At 60.4% G+C, this 19,394-nt stretch carries 18 protein-coding genes and 1 other annotated feature; of the genes, 12 read left to right on the top strand and 6 right to left on the bottom strand.

The window, feature by feature from the left end:
* The first annotated feature begins 275 nt into the window (after window positions 1–275).
* Window positions 276–2,204 (top strand): murein transglycosylase, encoded by a 1,929-nt coding sequence (sltY, locus tag CKW09_RS03520; RefSeq protein WP_061794889.1) that lies wholly within the window; start codon window positions 276–278, stop codon window positions 2,202–2,204.
* A gap of 54 nt (window positions 2,205–2,258) precedes the next feature.
* Entirely contained in the window at window positions 2,259–2,588 is a 330-nt protein-coding gene (gene trpR, locus CKW09_RS03525; RefSeq protein ID WP_061794890.1) for a trp operon repressor, read from the top strand.
* A 6-nt stretch (window positions 2,589–2,594) separates the two neighbouring features.
* Here trpR and yjjX read toward each other — a convergent pair whose 3' ends face one another.
* Window positions 2,595–3,122, bottom strand: a complete 528-nt coding sequence (yjjX, locus tag CKW09_RS03530) for an inosine/xanthosine triphosphatase (RefSeq protein WP_061794891.1) — start codon at window positions 3,120–3,122, stop codon at window positions 2,595–2,597.
* Between the two features lie 101 nt (window positions 3,123–3,223).
* Here yjjX and gpmB point away from each other — a divergent pair, with 101 nt between their 5' ends.
* Window positions 3,224–3,871 carry a 2,3-diphosphoglycerate-dependent phosphoglycerate mutase GpmB gene (gene gpmB / locus CKW09_RS03535; RefSeq protein ID WP_061794892.1) on the top strand — a complete coding sequence of 216 codons (648 nt, stop codon included), beginning with the start codon at window positions 3,224–3,226 and terminating at the stop codon, window positions 3,869–3,871.
* Here the strand turns inward: gpmB and robA are convergent.
* Complete coding sequence (gene robA, locus CKW09_RS03540; RefSeq protein ID WP_061794893.1) at window positions 3,868–4,737, bottom strand: MDR efflux pump AcrAB transcriptional activator RobA; 870 nt, start codon at window positions 4,735–4,737, stop codon at window positions 3,868–3,870. The genes gpmB and robA overlap by 4 nt on opposite strands.
* A gap of 345 nt (window positions 4,738–5,082) precedes the next feature.
* Between robA and creA the strand changes: the two genes are divergently transcribed.
* A complete protein-coding gene (gene creA, locus CKW09_RS03545; protein ID WP_095095695.1) occupies window positions 5,083–5,562 on the top strand; it encodes a protein CreA in 480 nt (159 codons plus the stop codon).
* A gap of 48 nt (window positions 5,563–5,610) precedes the next feature.
* On the opposite strand, the gene arcA is transcribed toward creA, so the two are convergent.
* Window positions 5,611–6,327, bottom strand: coding sequence for a two-component system response regulator ArcA (arcA, locus tag CKW09_RS03550; protein ID WP_061794895.1), 717 nt, complete (start codon window positions 6,325–6,327; stop codon window positions 5,611–5,613).
* Window positions 6,328–6,957: 630 nt separating this feature from the next.
* Between arcA and CKW09_RS03555 the strand changes: the two genes are divergently transcribed.
* From CKW09_RS03555 to thrC, 5 genes are all read left to right on the top strand, one after another.
* The gene (locus tag CKW09_RS03555) at window positions 6,958–7,644 is read left to right on the top strand and encodes a tRNA/rRNA methyltransferase (RefSeq protein WP_061794896.1); all 687 of its coding nucleotides are present in this window, start codon (window positions 6,958–6,960) and stop codon (window positions 7,642–7,644) included.
* Window positions 7,645–7,856: 212 nt separating this feature from the next.
* A complete protein-coding gene (gene thrL, locus CKW09_RS03560) occupies window positions 7,857–7,925 on the top strand; it encodes a thr operon leader peptide (protein ID WP_071998276.1) in 69 nt (22 codons plus the stop codon).
* Window positions 7,864–7,981 (top strand) — a sequence feature (Thr leader region). Its footprint overlaps the gene before it by 62 nt.
* A 25-nt stretch (window positions 7,982–8,006) precedes the next feature.
* Window positions 8,007–10,466 (top strand): bifunctional aspartate kinase/homoserine dehydrogenase I, encoded by a 2,460-nt coding sequence (thrA, locus tag CKW09_RS03565; RefSeq protein WP_061794897.1) that lies wholly within the window; start codon window positions 8,007–8,009, stop codon window positions 10,464–10,466.
* A 1-nt stretch (window position 10,467) separates the two neighbouring features.
* Window positions 10,468–11,397, top strand: a complete 930-nt coding sequence (gene thrB, locus CKW09_RS03570; RefSeq protein WP_061794898.1) for a homoserine kinase — start codon at window positions 10,468–10,470, stop codon at window positions 11,395–11,397.
* Between the two features lie 3 nt (window positions 11,398–11,400).
* Window positions 11,401–12,690, top strand: coding sequence for a threonine synthase (gene thrC, locus CKW09_RS03575; protein ID WP_061794899.1), 1,290 nt, complete (start codon window positions 11,401–11,403; stop codon window positions 12,688–12,690).
* A 44-nt stretch (window positions 12,691–12,734) separates the two neighbouring features.
* Here the strand turns inward: thrC and yaaA are convergent, their stop codons facing one another.
* Window positions 12,735–13,511 carry a peroxide stress protein YaaA gene (gene yaaA / locus CKW09_RS03580; protein WP_095099995.1) on the bottom strand — a complete coding sequence of 259 codons (777 nt, stop codon included), beginning with the start codon at window positions 13,509–13,511 and terminating at the stop codon, window positions 12,735–12,737.
* Between the two features lie 103 nt (window positions 13,512–13,614).
* The gene (locus tag CKW09_RS03585; protein WP_061794900.1) at window positions 13,615–15,051 is read right to left on the bottom strand and encodes an alanine/glycine:cation symporter family protein; all 1,437 of its coding nucleotides are present in this window, start codon (window positions 15,049–15,051) and stop codon (window positions 13,615–13,617) included.
* A 382-nt stretch (window positions 15,052–15,433) separates the two neighbouring features.
* Here CKW09_RS03585 and tal point away from each other — a divergent pair, with 382 nt between their 5' ends.
* The 3 genes from tal to CKW09_RS03600 all read left to right on the top strand — a co-directional run bounded on the left by tal (window position 15,434) and on the right by CKW09_RS03600 (window position 18,556).
* A complete protein-coding gene (gene tal, locus CKW09_RS03590) occupies window positions 15,434–16,387 on the top strand; it encodes a transaldolase (RefSeq protein WP_061794901.1) in 954 nt (317 codons plus the stop codon).
* 149 nt (window positions 16,388–16,536) lie between these two features.
* Complete coding sequence (gene mog, locus CKW09_RS03595; RefSeq protein ID WP_061794902.1) at window positions 16,537–17,124, top strand: molybdopterin adenylyltransferase; 588 nt, start codon at window positions 16,537–16,539, stop codon at window positions 17,122–17,124.
* A 124-nt stretch (window positions 17,125–17,248) separates the two neighbouring features.
* Window positions 17,249–18,556 carry an MFS transporter gene (locus CKW09_RS03600; RefSeq protein WP_061794903.1) on the top strand — a complete coding sequence of 436 codons (1,308 nt, stop codon included), beginning with the start codon at window positions 17,249–17,251 and terminating at the stop codon, window positions 18,554–18,556.
* Between the two features lie 47 nt (window positions 18,557–18,603).
* On the opposite strand, the gene satP is transcribed toward CKW09_RS03600, so the two are convergent.
* A complete protein-coding gene (satP, locus tag CKW09_RS03605; protein ID WP_095095697.1) occupies window positions 18,604–19,203 on the bottom strand; it encodes an acetate uptake transporter in 600 nt (199 codons plus the stop codon).
* Between the last annotated feature and the right edge of the window lie 191 nt (window positions 19,204–19,394).

Raw genomic sequence — 19,394 nt, forward strand, 5'->3', positions numbered from 1 at the left:
GCGCTGATTTGTCAGCCAAGGTAAACGTTTTTTACCTGGCGCCCGTCGTGACGATACACTTCTTCTTCTACAGTATTGAATGGATAAGCGATTGCGCTGTCTATGGTAGATACCAGCGTCCGGGCTAGCGGCCCGGCCTTTTTTGCCTGGTGGCGCCCAAGCGCGGCCGGGCAGGCAACGTTGGGGAGCCTGCCTCATCCGCCGTTGGCCGCTGACGCGCGCGGCGACGGGGTGAACCGGCTCTCGACAGCATAACCAGCGAGGAAAGAGCGAGTATGGTCAAGGTAGACAAGCGGCGGCTGTTGGCGGTAGGGCTGTGCCTGACGGCGTTTTCCGGCGCGGCGCTGGCGGACTCTCTGGACGCCCAACGCCAGCGTTACCAGCAAATCAAACAGGCGTGGGACAGCAATCGTATGGACGTGGTGGCGCAGCTGATGCCGACGCTGCGCGATTACCCGCTTTACCCCTATTTGCAATACCGCGAACTGACGCAGGATCTCAGTCAGGCCGGGTTCTCCGAAGTGAACGACTTCATCAAGAAAAATCCGACGCTGCCGCCGGCCAGGTCGCTGACGCCGCGCTTCGTCAATGAGCTGGCGCGCCGTGAAGACTGGCGTACCCTGCTGGCGTTCAGCCCGCAGGCCCCGAAACCGGTGGCGGCCCGCTGCAATTATTACTACGCCAAGTGGGCCACCGGCGATCGGCAGGCGGCCTGGAACGGTGCCGACGACCTGTGGATGAGCGGCAAAACGCTGCCGGGCGCCTGCGACAAACTGTTTAACGTGTGGCGCGGCGCGGGCAAGCAAACGCCGCTGAGCACGCTGGAGCGCATGAAGCTGGCGCTGAAAGAGGGCAACAGCGCGTTGGTCAACAGCCTGTACCGCCAGCTGCCGTCCGAGTACCAAACCATGGGCGATGCGCTGGTGCGCCTGCAGAACGATCCGACCACGGTGGAAGCCTTCGCCCGCAGCGTGGGGCCGACCGACTTTACCCGCGCCGCTACCGGCATTGCGTTCGAGCGCCTGGCGCGGCAGGACGCCGAGAATGCCCGGGCGATGATCCCGACCATCGCCCGCCTGCAGAAGATGAGCGACAGCGAACGTCTGGGGCTGGAAGAAGCGGTGGCCTGGCGCCTGATGGGCAACGACGCTACCTATGAACAGACCCAGTGGCGCGATCGGGTTATTTTGCGCAGCCAGTCGCCGGCGTTGCTGGAGCGGCGGGTGCGCATGGCCCTGGGCAACGGCGATCGTCAGGGCGTGGCCACCTGGCTGGCGCGCCTGCCGACGGAGTCGCGCAATAAGGATGAATGGCGCTACTGGCGCGCCAGCATGCTGCTGGACGACGGCAAGCGCAGCGAGGGTGAAGAGATCCTGCGCAACCTGATGACCGAACGCGGCTTCTACCCGATGGTGGCGGCGCAAAGGCTGAACGCCACTTATCCGGTGATGGTGGCGGTAGCGGCCAAGCCGCGCGCCTCGCTGGTGGACGGGCCGGAAATCGCCCGGGTGCGCGAGCTGATGTACTGGAATATGGATAATCTGGCGCGCAGCGAGTGGAGTTCGTTCGTCGTCAGCCGCAGCCGCCCTGAACAAGAAGCGCTGGCCCGCTACGCCTTCGAGCAGAAATGGGCCGATCTCAGCGTGCAGGCCACCATCGTCGGCAAGCTGTGGGACCATCTCGAAGAACGCTTCCCGGTCGCCTGGCCGCAGGAGTTCCGGCGCGCGACCGACGACAAGGGGATCACCCCGAGCTATGCGATGGCGATCGCCCGTCAGGAGAGCGCCTGGAACCCGAAGGCGCAGTCGCCGGTGGGCGCCACCGGCCTGATGCAGGTGATGCCGCGCACTGCGCAGCATACGGTGCAGATGTTCAATATTCCGGGGTACAGCGGCCCGAGCCAGCTGTTCGATCCGCAGACCAACATCACCATCGGCACCCGCTACCTGGAATACGTCTATCAGCAGTTCGGCCGCAACCGCATTTTGTCGACGGCGGCCTATAACGCCGGCCCGTCGCGGGTGAATACCTGGCTGGGCAACAGTGCGGGGCGCATCGACCCGGTGGCGTTCGTCGAGAGCATTCCGTTCTCGGAAACCCGCGGCTACGTCAAGAACGTGCTGGCTTACGACGCATTTTACCGCTACCTGACGCACCGGCCGGCCAAGGTGCTGACCGACGCCGAGTGGCAGCGGCGTTATTGATTTTTGTCGCCCTATGGTATGCTGCTGTACTAGTTAAATAGTATGGTGGCTGCCATGACGCAATTATCGCTAAACGACCCCGCTCTTTCAGAACAAGGCAATGAGGATTGGCTGCGCTTCGTCGCGCTGCTGCAGAATTCGTTCGCGCAGGAGCTGCACCAGCCGCTGATGCAGCTCCTGCTGACGCCGGACGAGCGCACTGCGCTCGGCACCCGGGTGCGGATTATTCAGGAGTTGATGCGCGGCGAAATGAGCCAGCGCGAGCTGAAGAACGAACTGGGGGCGGGAATAGCCACCATCACCCGCGGTTCGAACAGCCTGAAGGCGGCCTCGCCGGCGTTGAAACAGTGGCTGGAGCAACAGCTGCTGGGCGATGCGCAGTAACGCGCGTTACTGCTGGTGCTGCTGGTAGATGGCGTTGTGGAACGGCACCAGCGCCAGCAGCAGGGCCTGGTGGTAGACGCTGGTGCGGCTCAGCCGCCCGTCGGTAAAGACGCCAATCGCGCCGCCCTGGCGTTTCACTTCGGCGTTGCCGGTGATGTTCGCCATTTCGCTGCCCAGCTCGCGGCCGGCGCGGATACCCTGTAAAATGGCCTCGGGCAGCATCAGGCTGGCTGAACGCGATTCACCGCGGGTAAGCGGGTTTTCTATCGTCATCCAGGCAAAGGTCATGTTCTCTTCAATTCCGGCCTCTACGCCGACCCAGAAATCGGCTTCCGGCCGCACCTGACGCGCTTCCATCACCCGCTGGCGCGCGCCGGTGCGGGTTTCGTGGTTGCCTATCGGCTGCAGCGAAACGCCGCTGGCGACGTCGACGGATTCAATGCGGCATTGGTTCGCGCCAAAGGCGTCGTCAAAAGCCAATTGAATAGCCTTGATCTTTGCCGGGTTGGTAGTTGCAGCGACAACATGGTACATAACGGGTTTGATATCCTTCTATCCGATACGCCGGGCGAGTGCGCAAGCGACCGCCGGGCGGAGACAAACTCAAGTTTCACGCAGTATAACGGAAAACAAAAATGTTACAGGTATACCTCGTTCGCCATGGCGAAACGGAATGGAATGCGGCTCGCCGCATCCAGGGCCAGTCTGACAGCCCGTTAACCGCCAAGGGTGAACACCAGGCCCATCTGGTGGCCGGGCGCGTCAGCAAAGAGGGCATCACGCACGTTATCACCAGCGATCTGGGGCGTACCCGCCGCACCGCGCAAATCATCGCAGACGCCTGCGGCTGCGAGGTGATTGACGATTCACGTTTGCGTGAGTTGCATATGGGGGTTCTGGAGGAACGCCTGATCGACAGCCTGACGCCGCAGGAAGAACAGTGGCGCAAACAGATGGTCGATGGTACTCCTGACGGCCGTATCCCTCAAGGTGAATCCATGGAAGAGCTGGGCGAGCGGATGCGCGCCGCGCTGGAAAGCTGCCTGATGCTGCCGGAAGGCAGCAAACCGCTGATCGTCAGCCATGGCATTGCGCTGGGGTGCTTGATCAGTACGGTGTTGGGGCTGCCGGCCTATGCGGAACGCCGCCTGCGTTTGCGCAACTGTTCGCTGTCGCGCGTCGATCACCAGCAAAGCCCGTGGCTGGCTTCCGGCTGGATCGTCGAAACCGCGGGCGATGTCACGCATCTGGACATGCCCGCGCTGGACGAACTGCAGCGTTAACGCCGGATCGGGATCAGGTAGTCGCAGCTGATCTCGGTGGGCGGCTGGGGTGGCCGCCGGTCACCCTTCGGATAGAAGCGCTCGATATCGTGCCCTTTGCGGCGCGTCAGCTTGAGCGCCGGCAGGCAGGTGCCGTAGACCATCAGGATAAAGTCCTGCAGGCCTGAAGTGGGCCCCTCGTAGCTGAACATGGCGTACTCGCCGCCCTGCAGCACCAGCGGTTGGCCCTCCTGCACCTTTTCCGGCACGTGATGCGGCTCCAGCGCCGTGGTGTACAACACTTCCTGTTCGTCGTCCTTTTCCTGGCTCGGGTGCGAATGGTGCAACCCGTACAGCACCGGCGGCAGCGTGTCGACGTCGCCCAGATACTGGCGCCAGAACTGCGAGCGCAGCTCGGTGCGGAACGTGGAAATTTGCTCCAGCGTACAGGAGTAGCTCTGGGTCAGGCCAATCAGGTGCTGCTCCGGCAAGGTGACGAACTCCGGCTGCGGCAGGGTAAAGGCCCCCAGGCGGATGGGCGGGCAGATGCCGAATGAATTCCAGTCCTCGGCGCGGCGATAGAGCGCCGGCGTTTGCGCAAACTGTTTCTTGAATGCGCGAGTGAAGGTCTGTTGCGAGTCGAAGCGATACTGCAGGGCGATGTCCAGAATGGGCCGGCTGGTTAAACGCAGCGCCACGGCGGCTTTGGACAGCCTTCTGGCCCGGATGTAAGCACCGATGGCGTTACCGGTAATATCTTTGAACATCCTTTGCAGATGCCATTTGGAGTAGCCCGCTTTCGCCGCGACGTTGTCCAGCGACAAGGGTTGGTCCAAATGGCTTTCCAGCCAGCTAAGCAGATCACGAATGATACCGGCTTGATCCATAGATCTTCCTCGTAGAGCTTTAGGGTAGGAACCCGAACTGTTGATTCATCACGCTGGTGCTTGCGCTATCAGACCGATCCATGAGCCATTTTGCGTTGCACTCTTTGCCTCTTACTACGCGCACTGCGCAAGAGTTGGATTGGGGCACACCTGGGTGGGCGCAAAGAAATAACGACGCCGCATAATAGCAATTTTTTTCCTCCGAGACTCCCAAAGATTTTTTTCACGCTCTGTGCTAAAAGGGACGGTGCGGACCAGTAAAAGCCTGATTCTGTGAGCTGAAACATAAATAATTTTGATTACTGGGCCTGTTTTCATAGGCCAGTTTTTGTTGGAGTTAAGTGAATGAAAAAAGGATGGATATTTTTGTTTGGTTTAGTTTGCGCCACGGTAAACAGCGCGCAGGCGGAACAGGTAGGGTCGGTGGATACGGTATTCAAACTGTTTGGTCCAGACCACAAAATTGTGGTGGAAGCGTTCGACGATCCGGATGTTAAAAATGTAACTTGTTATATCAGCCGCGCCAAAACCGGCGGCATCAAAGGCGGGCTGGGGTTGGCGGAAGATACCGCCGATGCGGCGATTTCCTGCCAGCAGGTAGGGCCGATCGCGCTGAGCGACAAGATCAAGAACGGCAAGTCGGAAGGCACGGTGGTGTTCCAGAAGCGCACGTCGTTGGTGTTCAAGAAGCTGCAGGTGGTGCGCTTTTATGACGCCAAGCGCAACGCGCTGATCTACCTGAGCTACTCTGACCGGGTGGTCGACGGCTCGCCGAAGAATGCGTTGAGCGCGGTGCCGATCATCCCCTGGGGTGAGGCCAAATAAAAAAACGGGGTTCAGCATGCTGAACCCCGTTTCGTTTCGCCGCGGGAATTACTCTTCCAGTTCGCCGCAGAAACGGTAGCCTTCGCCGTGAATGGTGGCGATGATTTCCGGCGTGTCCGGGGTCGATTCGAAATGTTTGCGAATGCGACGGATGGTCACGTCAACGGTGCGGTCGTGCGGCTTCAGCTCACGGCCGGTCATTTTCTTCAGCAGTTCGCCGCGGGACTGGATCTTGCCCGGGTTTTCGCAGAAGTGCAGCATCGCGCGGAATTCGCTGCGCGGCAGCTTGTACTGTTCGCCCGCCGGGCTGATCAGCGAGCGGCTGTTGATGTCCAGCTCCCAACCGTTGAATTTGTAGCTTTCAACCAGGCGGCGTTCTTCGCCGACGCTGCCGAGGTTCATGGTGCGCGACAGCAGGTTGCGCGCGCGAATGGTCAATTCACGCGGGTTGAACGGCTTGGTGATGTAATCGTCGGCGCCGATTTCCAGGCCGAGAATTTTATCGACCTCGTTATCGCGGCCGGTCAGGAACATCAGCGCCACGCTGGCCTGTTCACGCAGTTCGCGCGCCAGCAGCAGGCCGTTTTTGCCTGGCAGATTGATGTCCATGATGACCAGATTGATATCATTTTCAGACAGGATATTGTGCATCTCTGCACCATCATTGGCTTCATGAACAATGTAGCCTTCCGCCTCGAAAATGCTCTTCAGGGTGTTACGAGTGACTAACTCGTCTTCGACAATCAGAATGTGCGGGGTCTGCATATTTGCTACCTAAAATTGCCAACAAAATAGAAAATAGGAAGTACAGAAGTCTTTGTTTTCTCAGAGGAGGGCAGAGATAGCGCCACGTTCCCTCTCAGCAAATGACTAAAGTACGTAAACTCGTTCTTGATGCACTTTCCATCTCATGTCAACAAGATCGCTAGCTTGGTGGGGATGCTATTCCCTACAACCCCAAAGGTGCCGAAACGGCGCATATCCTAACCCTATTAACAGCAATATAACAGCGCGTGCCGAATTCATCACCCAACAAAACTACGGTTTGTTGACATATATCAAATTCAATTGTAGCACGTTAACAGATTTGTGAAAAACACTTACAGGAATGCCAGCTTAAGTCACAGAAGCTCAAATTCTGTGAACGATTCAGCATCCTCGGGCCCAATAGGGTACAATTAGCCGCTTATTGATCGGCGTGTTGTTTTAACGCATTGATTAATAAGTACAGTAAAACATAAGCGATAATAATGTCTATTACGCACGGTTTATTCGGCCAATAACCTGTTTACTCTCGTTTGTAGCAATTAAGGCTTTCTTTGTTGCGCAATTGTAAATATAAGCGGGCCAGGTTGAACAGTCAAAACCGCGCCTCCTATTTTCGGTGGAGTATTGATGCAGCTTCATATTGTTTTGGTGGCTCCGGCCCGGCCGGAAAACGTCGGCGCCGCAGCGCGGGCGATGAAAACCATGGGCTTCACTTCGCTGCGCATCGTCGACAGCGAAGCGCACCTGCAGCCGGCGGCGCGCTGGGTGGCGCACGGCGCCGGTGAGATCCTCGACGGCGTGCAAACCTTCGCCACCCTGGAACAGGCGCTGGCGGACGTGGATTTTACCGTCGCCACCACCGCCCGCAGCCGTGCGCGCTTTCACTACTACTGCACGCCGCCGCAGCTGCTGGAACAGCTGACCGAACGCCGGGAGTGGGTGAATCAGGCCGCGCTGGTGTTCGGCCGTGAAGATTCCGGGCTGACCAACGAAGAGCTGGCGCTGGCGGATTTGCTGACCGGCGTGCCGATGCAGGCGGACTATCCCTCGCTGAACCTCGGCCAGGCGGTGATGGTGTACTGCTATCAGCTGGCCGAGCTGATGCAGATCGGCGCGCCGCAGGAGCCGTCGGCCAACGCCGGGCAGCTCAACGCGCTGCGTCAGCGCGCCGAGGGGCTGTTGAGCGCGCTGGGGGTGAGCGACGATCAAAAATTGCGCGATTGGCTGCACCAGCGGCTTGGCGCGTTGCAACAGCGGGATACGGCCATGCTGCACACTTTGCTGCATGACATCGAAAAAAAACTCACCAAGTGATACCCACACTCTCTGGCGGATATCCAGTGTGATCCACTGCAAAATCGCCGTCAGGTTGTTTTTTTGTTCTGTCATTTCGCTTTTCCACTGTCGCTTCGCTCAATCGGGCGGCTGAACAGGAAATAAGCGAAAATAAGAAATAATTTGACTTGGGATCGCGATTGCTTTAACCAATAGAGGGGACAGAGTATTTAATGAGACAGACAGAAAACATGCGAAACATCAGCCTGAACACCACAATTATTACCACCACCGATACCACAGGTAACGGGGCGGGCTGACGCGTACAGGAAACACAGAAAAAAGCCCGCACCTAACCAGTGCGGGCTTTTTTTTCGGCTTAAATTCGGGAGAGATCAGAAATGCGAGTGCTGAAATTTGGCGGAACCTCGGTAGCGAATGCGGAACGTTTTCTGCGCGTCGCCGACATCATGGAAAGTAATGCGCGTCAGGGACAGGTGGCCACGGTATTGTCCGCGCCCGCCAAGATCACCAACCACCTGGTGGCGATGATTGAAAAAACGGTGGCTGGACAAGACATTCTGCCGAATATGAGCGACGCCGAACGCATCTTCGCCGATCTGCTGAGCGGCCTGGCCCAGGCGCTGCCCGGCTTTGAATACGATCGCCTGAAGGCCGCCGTCGAGCAGGAATTCGCCCAGCTCAAGCAGGTGCTGCACGGCGTGGCGCTGCTGGGGCAGTGCCCGGACAGCGTCAACGCCGCGATCATCTGCCGCGGCGAGAAGCTCTCCATCGCCATCATGGAAGGCGTGTTCCTGGCCAAGGGTTTCCCGGTGACGGTGATCAATCCGGTGGAGAAACTGCTGGCGCAGGGCCACTACCTGGAGTCCACGGTGGACATCGCCGAATCCACGCTGCGCATCGCCGCTGCGGCGATCCCGGCCGATCACGTCGTGCTGATGGCCGGTTTCACCGCCGGCAACGATAGGGGCGAGCTGGTGGTGCTGGGCCGCAACGGCTCCGACTATTCCGCCGCGGTGCTGGCCGCCTGCCTGCGCGCCGACTGCTGCGAGATCTGGACCGACGTCGACGGCGTTTATACCTGCGATCCGCGCACCGTGCCGGACGCCAGGCTGTTGAAATCGATGTCGTACCGGGAGGCGATGGAGCTTTCCTACTTCGGCGCCAAAGTTCTTCACCCCCGCACCATCGCCCCCATCGCCCAGTTCCAAATCCCTTGCCTGATCAAAAACACCGCCAACCCGCAGGCCCCGGGCACGCTGATTGGCCGAGACAGCTCGGACGACGAGATGCCGGTGAAGGGCATCACCAACCTGAACAACATGGCGATGATCAACGTCTCCGGCCCGGGCATGAAGGGCATGATCGGCATGGCCGCCCGGGTGTTCGCCGTGATGTCGCGCGCCGGCATCTCGGTGGTGCTGATCACCCAGTCCTCTTCCGAATACAGCATCAGCTTCTGCGTGCCGCAGGGCGAGCTGCAGCGGGCGCGTCGCGCGCTGGAAGACGAGTTCTATCTGGAGCTGAAAGACGGGGTGCTGGAGCCGCTGGACGTCATGGAGCAGCTGGCGGTCATTTCGGTGGTCGGCGACGGCATGCGCACCCTGCGCGGCATCTCCGCCCGCTTCTTCTCCGCGCTGGCGCGCGCCAACATCAATATCGTCGCCATCGCCCAGGGGTCTTCCGAGCGTTCCATCTCGGTGGTGGTCAGCAATGATTCCGCCACCACCGGCGTGCGCGTTTGCCATCAGATGCTGTTCAACACCGACCAGGTGATCGAAGTGTTCGTCATCGGCGTCGGCGGCGTCGGCGGCGCGCTGATCGAGCAGATCTACCGCCAGCAGCCGTGGCTGAAGCAAAAGCATATCGACCTGCGGGTGTGCGGCATCGCCAACTCGCGCGCCATGCTGACCAACGTGCACGGCATCGCGCTGGACAGCTGGCGCGATGAGCTGGCCGGCGCGCAGGAGCCGTTCAACCTGGGCCGCCTGATCCGCCTGGTGAAGGAGTACCACCTGCTGAACCCGGTGATCGTCGACTGCACCTCCAGCCAGGCGGTGGCGGATCAGTACGCGGACTTCCTGAGCGACGGCTTCCACGTGGTGACGCCGAACAAGAAGGCCAACACCTCGTCGATGAACTATTATCAGCAACTGCGCACCGCGGCCGCCGGTTCACGCCGCAAGTTTTTGTATGACACCAACGTTGGCGCCGGCCTGCCGGTGATCGAAAACCTGCAAAACCTGCTGAACGCCGGCGACGAGCTGACGCGTTTCTCCGGCATCCTGTCCGGTTCGCTGTCTTTCATCTTCGGCAAGCTGGACGAGGGCATGTCGCTGTCGGCGGCCACCCGGCAGGCCAAGGCCAACGGCTACACCGAGCCGGACCCGCGCGACGACCTGTCCGGCATGGACGTGGCCCGCAAGCTGTTGATCCTGGCGCGCGAAGCCGGTTACAAGCTGGAGCTGGATGACATCGAGGTCGAATCGGTGCTGCCGCCGTCCTTCGACGCGTCCGGCGACGTGGAATCCTTTATGGCGCGGCTGCCCGAGCTGGACAAGGCGTTTGCGCGCAACGTGGCCGACGCCGCCGAACAGGGCAAGGTGCTGCGCTACGTCGGGGTGATTGAAGAGGGGCGCTGCCAGGTACGCATTGATGCGGTAGACGGCAACGATCCGTTGTATAAAGTGAAGAACGGCGAGAACGCGCTGGCCTTCTACAGCCGCTATTATCAGCCGCTGCCGCTGGTGTTGCGCGGCTACGGCGCGGGTAACGATGTGACTGCGGCGGGGGTCTTCGCCGACCTGCTGCGCACACTGTCATGGAAGTTGGGAGTTTAATATGGTTAAGGTGTATGCACCGGCCTCGATTGGCAACGTCAGCGTCGGTTTCGACGTGCTGGGCGCGGCGGTATCGCCGATCGACGGCACTCTGCTGGGCGATTGCGTCAGCGTCGAAGCCGCCGACGCGTTCAGCCTGCAGAACGCCGGCCGCTTCGTCAGCAAGCTGCCGGACGATCCGAAAGAAAATATCGTGTATCAGTGCTGGGAGCGTTTCTGCCAGGAGATTGGCCGCGAAATTCCGGTGGCGATGCGGCTGGAGAAAAACATGCCTATCGGTTCCGGCCTGGGCTCCAGCGCCTGTTCGGTGGTCGCCGGCCTGATGGCGATGAACGAATTCTGCGACCGCCCGCTGGACAAGATGACGCTGCTCGGCCTGATGGGCGAGCTGGAAGGGCGCATTTCCGGCAGCGTGCATTACGACAACGTCGCCCCCTGCTATCTCGGCGGGCTGCAGCTGATGCTGGAAGAAGAAGGCTTCATCAGCCAGGAAGTGCCATGCTTTAACGACTGGCTGTGGGTGATGGCCTATCCGGGCATCAAGGTCTCCACCGCCGAGGCGCGCGCGATTTTACCCGCGCAGTACCGTCGTCAGGACTGCATCAGCCATGGCCGCTATCTGGCGGGCTTTATCCATGCCTGCCACACCCAGCAACCGCAGCTGGCCGCCAAGCTGATGCAGGATGTGATCGCCGAGCCGTACCGCACCCGCCTGCTGCCGGGCTTTGCCGAAGCGCGCAAGGCCGCGCAGGACATCGGCGCGCTGGCCTGCGGCATCTCCGGCTCCGGCCCGACGCTGTTCGCCGTGTGCAACGACGGCGCCACCGCGCAACGCATGGCCGACTGGCTGAAAAATCACTATCTGCAAAACGACGAAGGTTTTGTTCATATTTGCCGTCTGGATACCGCAGGCGCTCGACTACTGGGATAACGCATGAAACTGTACAACCTTAAGGATCACAACGAGCAGGTCAGCTTCGCACAGGCGATCAAACAGGGCCTGGGCAAACAGCAGGGGCTGTTTTTCCCGCTGGATCTGCCGGAGTTCGAACTGACCGAAATCGACCAGTTGCTGGAGCAGGACTTTGTCACCCGCAGCAGCCGCATTCTGTCGGCGTTTATCGGCGACGAAGTGTCGGAAGCGGCGCTGCACAAACGCGTGGCGGCGGCGTTTGAATTCCCGGCGCCGGTGGCGCAGGTGGAGGATGACGTGGCCTGCCTGGAGCTGTTCCACGGCCCGACGCTGGCGTTCAAGGACTTCGGCGGCCGTTTCATGGCGCAGATGCTGGCGGAAGTGGCCGGCGATCAGCCGGTGACCATTCTGACCGCCACTTCGGGCGACACCGGCGCCGCCGTGGCGCACGCGTTCTACGGCCTGAAGAACGTGCGGGTGGTGATCCTCTATCCGCAGGGCAAGATCAGCCCGCTGCAGGAAAAGCTGTTCTGCACCCTGGGCGGCAACATCCACACCGTGGCGATCGACGGCGACTTCGACGCCTGCCAGGCGCTGGTGAAGCAGGCGTTTGACGATGCGGAGCTGAAAGAGGCGCTGCACCTGAACTCGGCCAACTCGATCAACATCAGCCGCCTGCTGGCGCAGATTTGCTACTACTTCGAAGCGGTGGCGCAGCTGCCGCAGGAAGCGCGCAATCAGCTGGTGATCTCGGTGCCGAGCGGCAACTTCGGCGACCTGACCGCCGGCCTGCTGGCGAAGTCGCTGGGCCTGCCGGTGAAGCGTTTCATCGCCGCCACCAACGCCAACGACACCGTGCCGCGCTTCCTGACCAACGGCCAATGGCAGCCGCATGCCACCGTGGCGACGCTGTCCAACGCCATGGACGTCAGCCAGCCGAACAACTGGCCGCGGGTGGAAGAGCTGTTCCGCCGCAAGATCTGGCAGTTGAAAGAGCTGGGCCACGCGGCGGTGAGCGACGAAACCACCAAAGATACGATGCGCGAGCTGGCCGAGTTGGGCTATGTCTCAGAACCGCATGCGGCTATCGCCTACCGCGCGCTGCGCGATCGGCTGCAGGAAGGGGAGTTCGGCCTGTTCCTCGGCACCGCGCATCCGGCCAAATTCAAAGAGAGCGTGGAAGCGATCCTCGGCCAGGAGCTGCCGCTGCCCAAGGCGCTGGCGCTGCGGGCCGATTTGCCGCTGCTGTCCCACAGCCTGCCTGCCGGCTTCGGCGAGTTGCGCAAGTTCCTGATGGCGCTGCCGGCCTGAGTCTCCCCGCCCATAATGAAAAAGCCGTCTTGCGACGGCTTTTTTTATGATTGCTCGGGGCGTTTGAACACCAGTTCGCTGCCCTGCGAGCCGGCTTCGTCGAAGGCGTAACCTTCCAGATTGAAGTCCGCCAGCTGATCGCTGCGGGTCAGGCGGTTCTTGATGATGAAGCGGCTCATCAATCCGCGCGCCTTCTTGGCGTAGAAGCTGATCACCTTGTACTTGCCGTTCTTCTCGTCGAGGAACACCGGCTTGAGCAGCGTGCCGTGCAGCTTGGCCGGCTTCACCGATTTGAAATACTCGTCGGAAGCCAGATTCACCACCACGTCATCACCCTGTTGCGCCAGCGCTTCGTTCAGCTTTTGGGTGATTTGGTCGCCCCAGAAGCTGTACAGGTCTTTGCCCTTGGGGTTTTCCAACCGGATACCCATCTCCAGGCGGTAAGGCATCATCAGATCGAGCGGGCGCAGCACGCCGTACAGGCCGGAAAGCATGCGCAGATGTTGTTGGGCGAAATCGAAATCCGCTTCGCTGAAGTCCTGCGCCTGCAGGCCGGTATAGACGTCGCCCTTAAACGCCAGCAGCGCCTGGCGCGCGTTGTCCGGGGTGAATTTTGGCCGCCAGTCGCTGAAGCGCGCGGCGTTCAGCCCGGCCAGCTTGTCGCTGATGCCCATCAGGCTGGAGATTTGCGCCGGCGTCAGCTCGCGGCAAATTTTGATAAGCCGCTGAGACTTGTCCAGCAGCTCAGGCTGGGTGAAGCGTTCTGTCGCCAGCGGGCTTTCATAATCAAGAGTTTTAGCAGGTGAAATAATAACGAGCATGGCCAGATCCTGTTTTTCCAAGTGCTGATACTGTAACAAAAAGCGCGGCAAAAAGGGGCAATAGGTCTGATAGGCGGGGCGTGCGGTTGACGCCCCTGCCGCATCAGCGCGGCGGCTTGGGGGTGTCCCAAACGCCCGGCTCCAGCTGCGGCTTCAGCTCCGGATAGCGGTTGACGTCAAAGGTCGGCAGCTTGCCCAGCCGGCGCTGGCGGTGATAGTCATCGGCCAGCTTCAGCGCCACCCGCGACAGCAGCAGGATCGCCGTCAGGTTGGTGATCGCCATCAGCGCCATCGAGGTATCCGCCATTTTCCACACCACAGGCAGCTCGGCCAGCGCGCCGAACATCACCATGCCCAGCGCTACGCAGCGGAAAAGCAGCAGCCCGCCAGGGTGGTTATGTTCGAGGAATACCAGGTTGTTCTCCGCATAGGCGTAGTTGGCGATGATCGAGGTAAAGGCGAAGAAGAAAATGGCGATGGCGACAAACGGCGTGCCCCAGCTGCCGACGGCGGCGGACAGCGCTCGCTGGGTCAGATCGATGCCGCTGACGGTGGCGCTCGGCTGGTCCAGAATGCCGGAGGACAGAATGATCGCCGCCGTGGCGCTGCAGATGACGATGGTGTCGATAAACACCCCGAGCATTTGCACGTAGCCCTGCGAGGCGGGATGGGGCGGATAAGGGGAAGCGGAGGCCGCCGCATTGGGCGCCGAGCCCATGCCGGCCTCGTTGGAGAACAGCCCGCGCTGCACCCCCTGGGTCATCGCCTGAGAAATGCCGTAGCCGACCGCGCCGGCCGCCGCTTCCTGCAGGCCGAAGGCGCTTTTGAACACCAGCGCCAGGATCGCCGGCATATGCTCAATGTTGTGGCCAATCACCCAAAGCGCCAGCAGCAGATAGGCGCCGGCCATCAGCGGCACCACCAGCTCGGCCACCCGGGCGATGGAGCGAATGCCGCCGAAGATCACCACGCCGCTGAGCAAGACCAGCCCGATGCCGACGTGCAGCGGTTGCAAATTGAACGCGACGGCGGAAGCCTGCGCGATGGAGTTGGCCTGCACCGCATTGAACACCAGGCCGAAGGCGAGGATCAGGAAGACGGAAAACATCACCCCCATCCAGCGCATCCCCAGCCCCCTTTCCATATAGTAGGCCGGGCCGCCGCGATAGTTGCCGTTGTCGTCTTTGGTTTTGTACAGCTGCGCCAAGGTGCTTTCGATAAAGGAGGTGGCCATGCCGATAAAGGCCACTACCCACATCCAGAAGATGGCGCCGGGGCCGCCGGCGGTGAGGGCGATGGCCACGCCGGTCAGGTTGCCGGTGCCGACGCGCGCCGCCAGGGTGGTGCACAATGCCTGAAAAGAGGAGATGCCGGCGCTGTCGCTTTTGTTGCTGTGTTTCAGCACCGAGAACATATGGCTGAAGTGGCGAAGCTGGATAAAGCGGGTGCGCAGGGTGAAATAAATGCCGGTGCCGAGCAGTAGATAGATCAGTACCGAACCCCACAAAATATTGTTTATAAAATTCATCAGGTCCGTCACGGGATCCCTCCTTCGTCGACATGTCACGCACACCCGGCAACATCCACCGCGGGTGAAAAGCATTGGGCCAGTTTTTACAAGAGCTTAGCCGAAATCAGATCGGCGCCAGAGAATTGAGATTTTTCGCAGATCGCCAAACGAATTGCATCATTTTTTGCGAATTTAACATAATTTCTTCTACCGATAGCACGTTATTGCCTTTTCATCGCCTCGGGAATGACGAAAGATATCGGCGTAAACGGTTGCTCGCCCAAGGATAAAACAGGCGCCGCCGGGGCGGGATTTTCCAGCCTTGCGCCGGGCCTTGCGCATGTTATTATCAGGGAAGGGCATGGTTGAACAATGCCAAAAGTTCATGCACAAACGATGAGATAATGCCAACATGACCGACAAATTAACTTCCCTGCGCCAGCTCACCACGGTGGTTGCGGACACCGGCGATATCGCGGCAATGAAGCTGTATCAACCGCAAGACGCCACCACCAACCCTTCGCTGATCCTCAATGCAGCCCAAATTCCTGAATACCGCAAACTGATTGACGAAGCCATCGCCTGGGCGCGTGAGCAGAGCGGCGATCGCGAGCAGCAGATCGCCGACGCCGCCGACAAGCTGGCGGTAAATATCGGTCTGGAGATCCTCAAACTGGTTCCGGGCCGCATCTCCACCGAAGTGGACGCTCGCCTGTCTTACGACACCGTCGCCAGCGTGGCCAAGGCCAAGCGCCTGATCAAGCTGTACAACGAAGCCGGCATCAGCAACGAGCGCATCCTGATCAAACTGGCCTCTACCTGGCAGGGCATCCGCGCGGCGGAGCAGCTGGAGAAAGAAGGCATCAACTGTAACCTGACGCTGCTGTTCTCCTTCGCCCAGGCGCGCGCCTGCGCCGAAGCCGGCGTTTACCTGATCTCCCCGTTCGTTGGCCGTATCCTCGACTGGTACAAAGCCAACGGCGACAAGAAAGAGTTCGCTCCGCACGAAGATCCGGGCGTGGTTTCAGTTACCGAGATCTATCAGTACTACAAAGAACACGGTTACAACACCGTGGTGATGGGCGCCAGCTTCCGTAACGTCGGCGAGATCATCGAGCTGGCCGGCTGCGACCGTCTGACCATCGCCCCGGCGCTGCTCAAAGAGCTGGCGGAAAGCGAAGGCGCGCTGGAACGCAAACTGTCTTACACCGGCGAAGTGAAGGCGCGCCCCGCTGCGCTGACCGAGCCTGAGTTCTACTGGCAGCACAACCAGGATCCGATGGCGGTCGAGAAACTGACCGACGGCATCCGCAAGTTCGCCGTAGACCAGGGCAAGCTGGAAAAAATGATCGCCGATCTGCTGTAATTCCGGCAGACAGCGCAATAAAAAGGTGGCTCAGGCCGCCTTTTTTTATGCCTGCAGATCCCTGCGGCCGGTTGACGCCTTATACTCTCAGGATCAATGACAGGGCGGGAGCGAACCCGCCCGGACCCATCAGGCTGTAGAGGTTACGCATGGACATATTACGTATTGGTTTGGTTTCCGTTTCTGACCGCGCTTCCGGCGGCGTTTACCAGGACAAGGGCATTCCGGCGCTGGAAGAGTGGCTGACCGGCGCGTTGGCGACGCCGTTCAAGCTCGAAACCCGGCTGATCCCCGATGAGCAAACGCTGATCGAGCAGACGCTCTGCGAGCTGGTGGACGAAATGGGCTGCCATCTGGTGCTGACCACCGGCGGCACCGGCCCGGCGCGCCGCGACGTGACCCCCGACGCGACCCTGGCGGTAGCCGATCGCGTGATGCCCGGCTTCGGCGAGCAAATGCGCCAAATCAGCCTACACTATGTGCCAACGGCGATTCTTTCACGCCAGGTGGGGGCGATCCGCAAGCAGGCGCTGATCATCAACCTGCCCGGGCAGCCGAAGTCGATCAAGGAAACGCTGGAAGGGGTGAAGGACGAGCAGGGCAATACGCGGGTGCACGGCATTTTCGCCAGCGTGCCTTATTGCATTCAACTGCTGGAAGGGCCTTATGTGGAAACGCAGAGCGCGGTGGTAGCAGCATTTCGTCCGAAGAACGCGCGCCGCGAGATAAACCTCTAAATTTCAGCGATCTGAGCGATTAGCTTCAGGCCGTCTGGTGTGAAAATAATTTGCCGCTATAGTAAGGATTCTTTTACAGAAAGCCTGCGGCTTTTATTTTTACAGCCTTCTCCGACGGTACCCTATGCCTCACGACAATAATCGCCGGTTAAACCGGCAAGACTATAAAACGTTGACGCTGGCCGCGCTGGGCGGCGCGCTGGAGTTCTACGACTTCATCATTTTCGTCTTCTTCGCCGCCGTGGTCGGCGAGCTGTTCTTCCCGGCGGACATGCCGGAATGGCTGCGGCTGGTGCAAACCTTCGGCATCTTCGCCGCCGGCTATTTGGCCCGCCCGCTGGGCGGCATCGTGATGGCGCACTTCGGCGATCTGGTCGGCCGCAAAAAGATGTTTACCCTGAGCATTCTGCTGATGGCGTTGCCGACGCTGGCGATGGGCCTGCTGCCGACCTACGCCAGCATCGGCATCGCCGCGCCGCTGTTGCTGCTGCTGATGCGCGTATTGCAGGGGGCGGCGATCGGCGGCGAGGTGCCGGGCGCCTGGGTGTTCGTCGCCGAGCACGTGCCGCGCCGCCGCATCGGCTTTGCCTGCGGCACGCTGACCGCCGGCCTGACCGTCGGCATCCTGCTCGGCTCGGTGGTGGCGACGGTGATCAACACCACGCTCAGCCAGCAGACCATCATCGACGGCGGCTGGCGCATTCCTTTCCTGCTGGGCGGCATGTTCGGGCTGGTGGCGATGTACCTGCGCCGCTGGCTGCAGGAGACGCCGATCTTCATCGAAATGCAGGCGCGCAAAGCCTTGGCGGAAGAGCTGCCGCTGAAGTCGGTGGTGCTCAACCACAAGAAAGAGGTGGCGGTGTCGATGCTGCTGACCTGGCTGCTGTCCGCCGGCATCGTGGTGGTGATCCTGATGACCCCGACCTACCTGCAGAAACAGTTCGGCATAGCGCCGGCGCTGACGCTGCAGGCCAACAGCATCGCCACCGTCATGCTGATCGCCGGCTGCATCGCCGCCGGGCTGGCGGCCGATCGCTTCGGCGCCAGCAAAACGCTGGTGGTCGGCAGCCTTCTGTTGGCCGGCTGCAGCTGGCTGTTCTATCGGACGGTGGGCGTTCACCCGGAAATGCTGTTCGCCTGCTATGCGCTGGTGGGCTTCAGCGTGGGCGTGGTGGGGGCGGTACCGTACGTGATGGTGCGGGCGTTTCCGGCGGAAGTGCGATTTACCGGCATTTCGTTCTCATATAACGTTTCGTACGCTATTTTTGGCGGTTTAACCCCGATATTTGTGACCTTGATCATGAAATTAACCCCGTTAGCGCCCGCTTACTACGTGCTGGCGTTGTCGGTCATCGGGCTGCTGCTGGGCATCTACCTGCACCGCGATTTGAACAGCGAGGCAAGGGAGCGGCCAGCCGGCTCCTGCGGCTAAAAAAAAGCCCTGCGACGCAGGGCTGTTTTATGTCGGGCGACAGGCGATTACGCCATGGCCGGCACGGCGACGCTCGGTGGGGCGTTCACTTCGCCGATCGGCAGCACCTTGCGGCCCAGCTGTTCGTTGAGCACCTCGGCCATCGCCAGATAAATGGCGCTGGCGCCGCAGACAATGCCTTCATAGCCGGCGAAGTTCAGCAGCGCCTGATTGCCGGTGATGTTGCCGACGGCCAACAGGGCGAACAGCAGCGTCAGGCTGGCGAACACGAACTGCAGCACGCGATTGGCGCGCAGGGTGCCGAAGAACATGAACAGGGTGAAGACGCCCCACAGCGCCAGATAGATGCCCAGCACGCGGGCTTCGGTGGCGTCGGCCAGCCCCAGGCGCGGCAGCAGCAGCAGGCCCACCAGGCTCAGCCAGAAGCTGCCGTAAGAGATGAAGGCGGTCATGCCGAAGGTGTTGCCCTTCCGGTATTCCAGCAGGCCGGCCATGATCTGGGCCAGCCCGCCGAAGAAGATCCCCATGCTGATGATGGCGGAGTTCAGTGGGAAAAAGCCCGCGTTGTGCAGGTTCAGCAAGACGGTGGTCATCCCGAAGCCCATCAGGCCGAGAGGGCCGGGATTCGCCAACTTGTTGGTGTGCATAAGTCCTCTGCGATAACAGAAAGTTAACGGAAACAGCTAATTAAAATCATAAATGGTCTGAATGGCCGAAAAGTCCAGGATTTCCATCAGAGCGCGCGGCATCATAATGATCCCCGGAACAGGAAACAATGATCTGGATGACGATAAAAAAGAAATTTTTTTCGCCTTGCCCCTTGATGCTGAGTCGGATG

It is taken from the genome of Serratia ficaria (assembly GCF_900187015.1).
GTDB classification, from domain to species: domain Bacteria; phylum Pseudomonadota; class Gammaproteobacteria; order Enterobacterales; family Enterobacteriaceae; genus Serratia; species Serratia ficaria.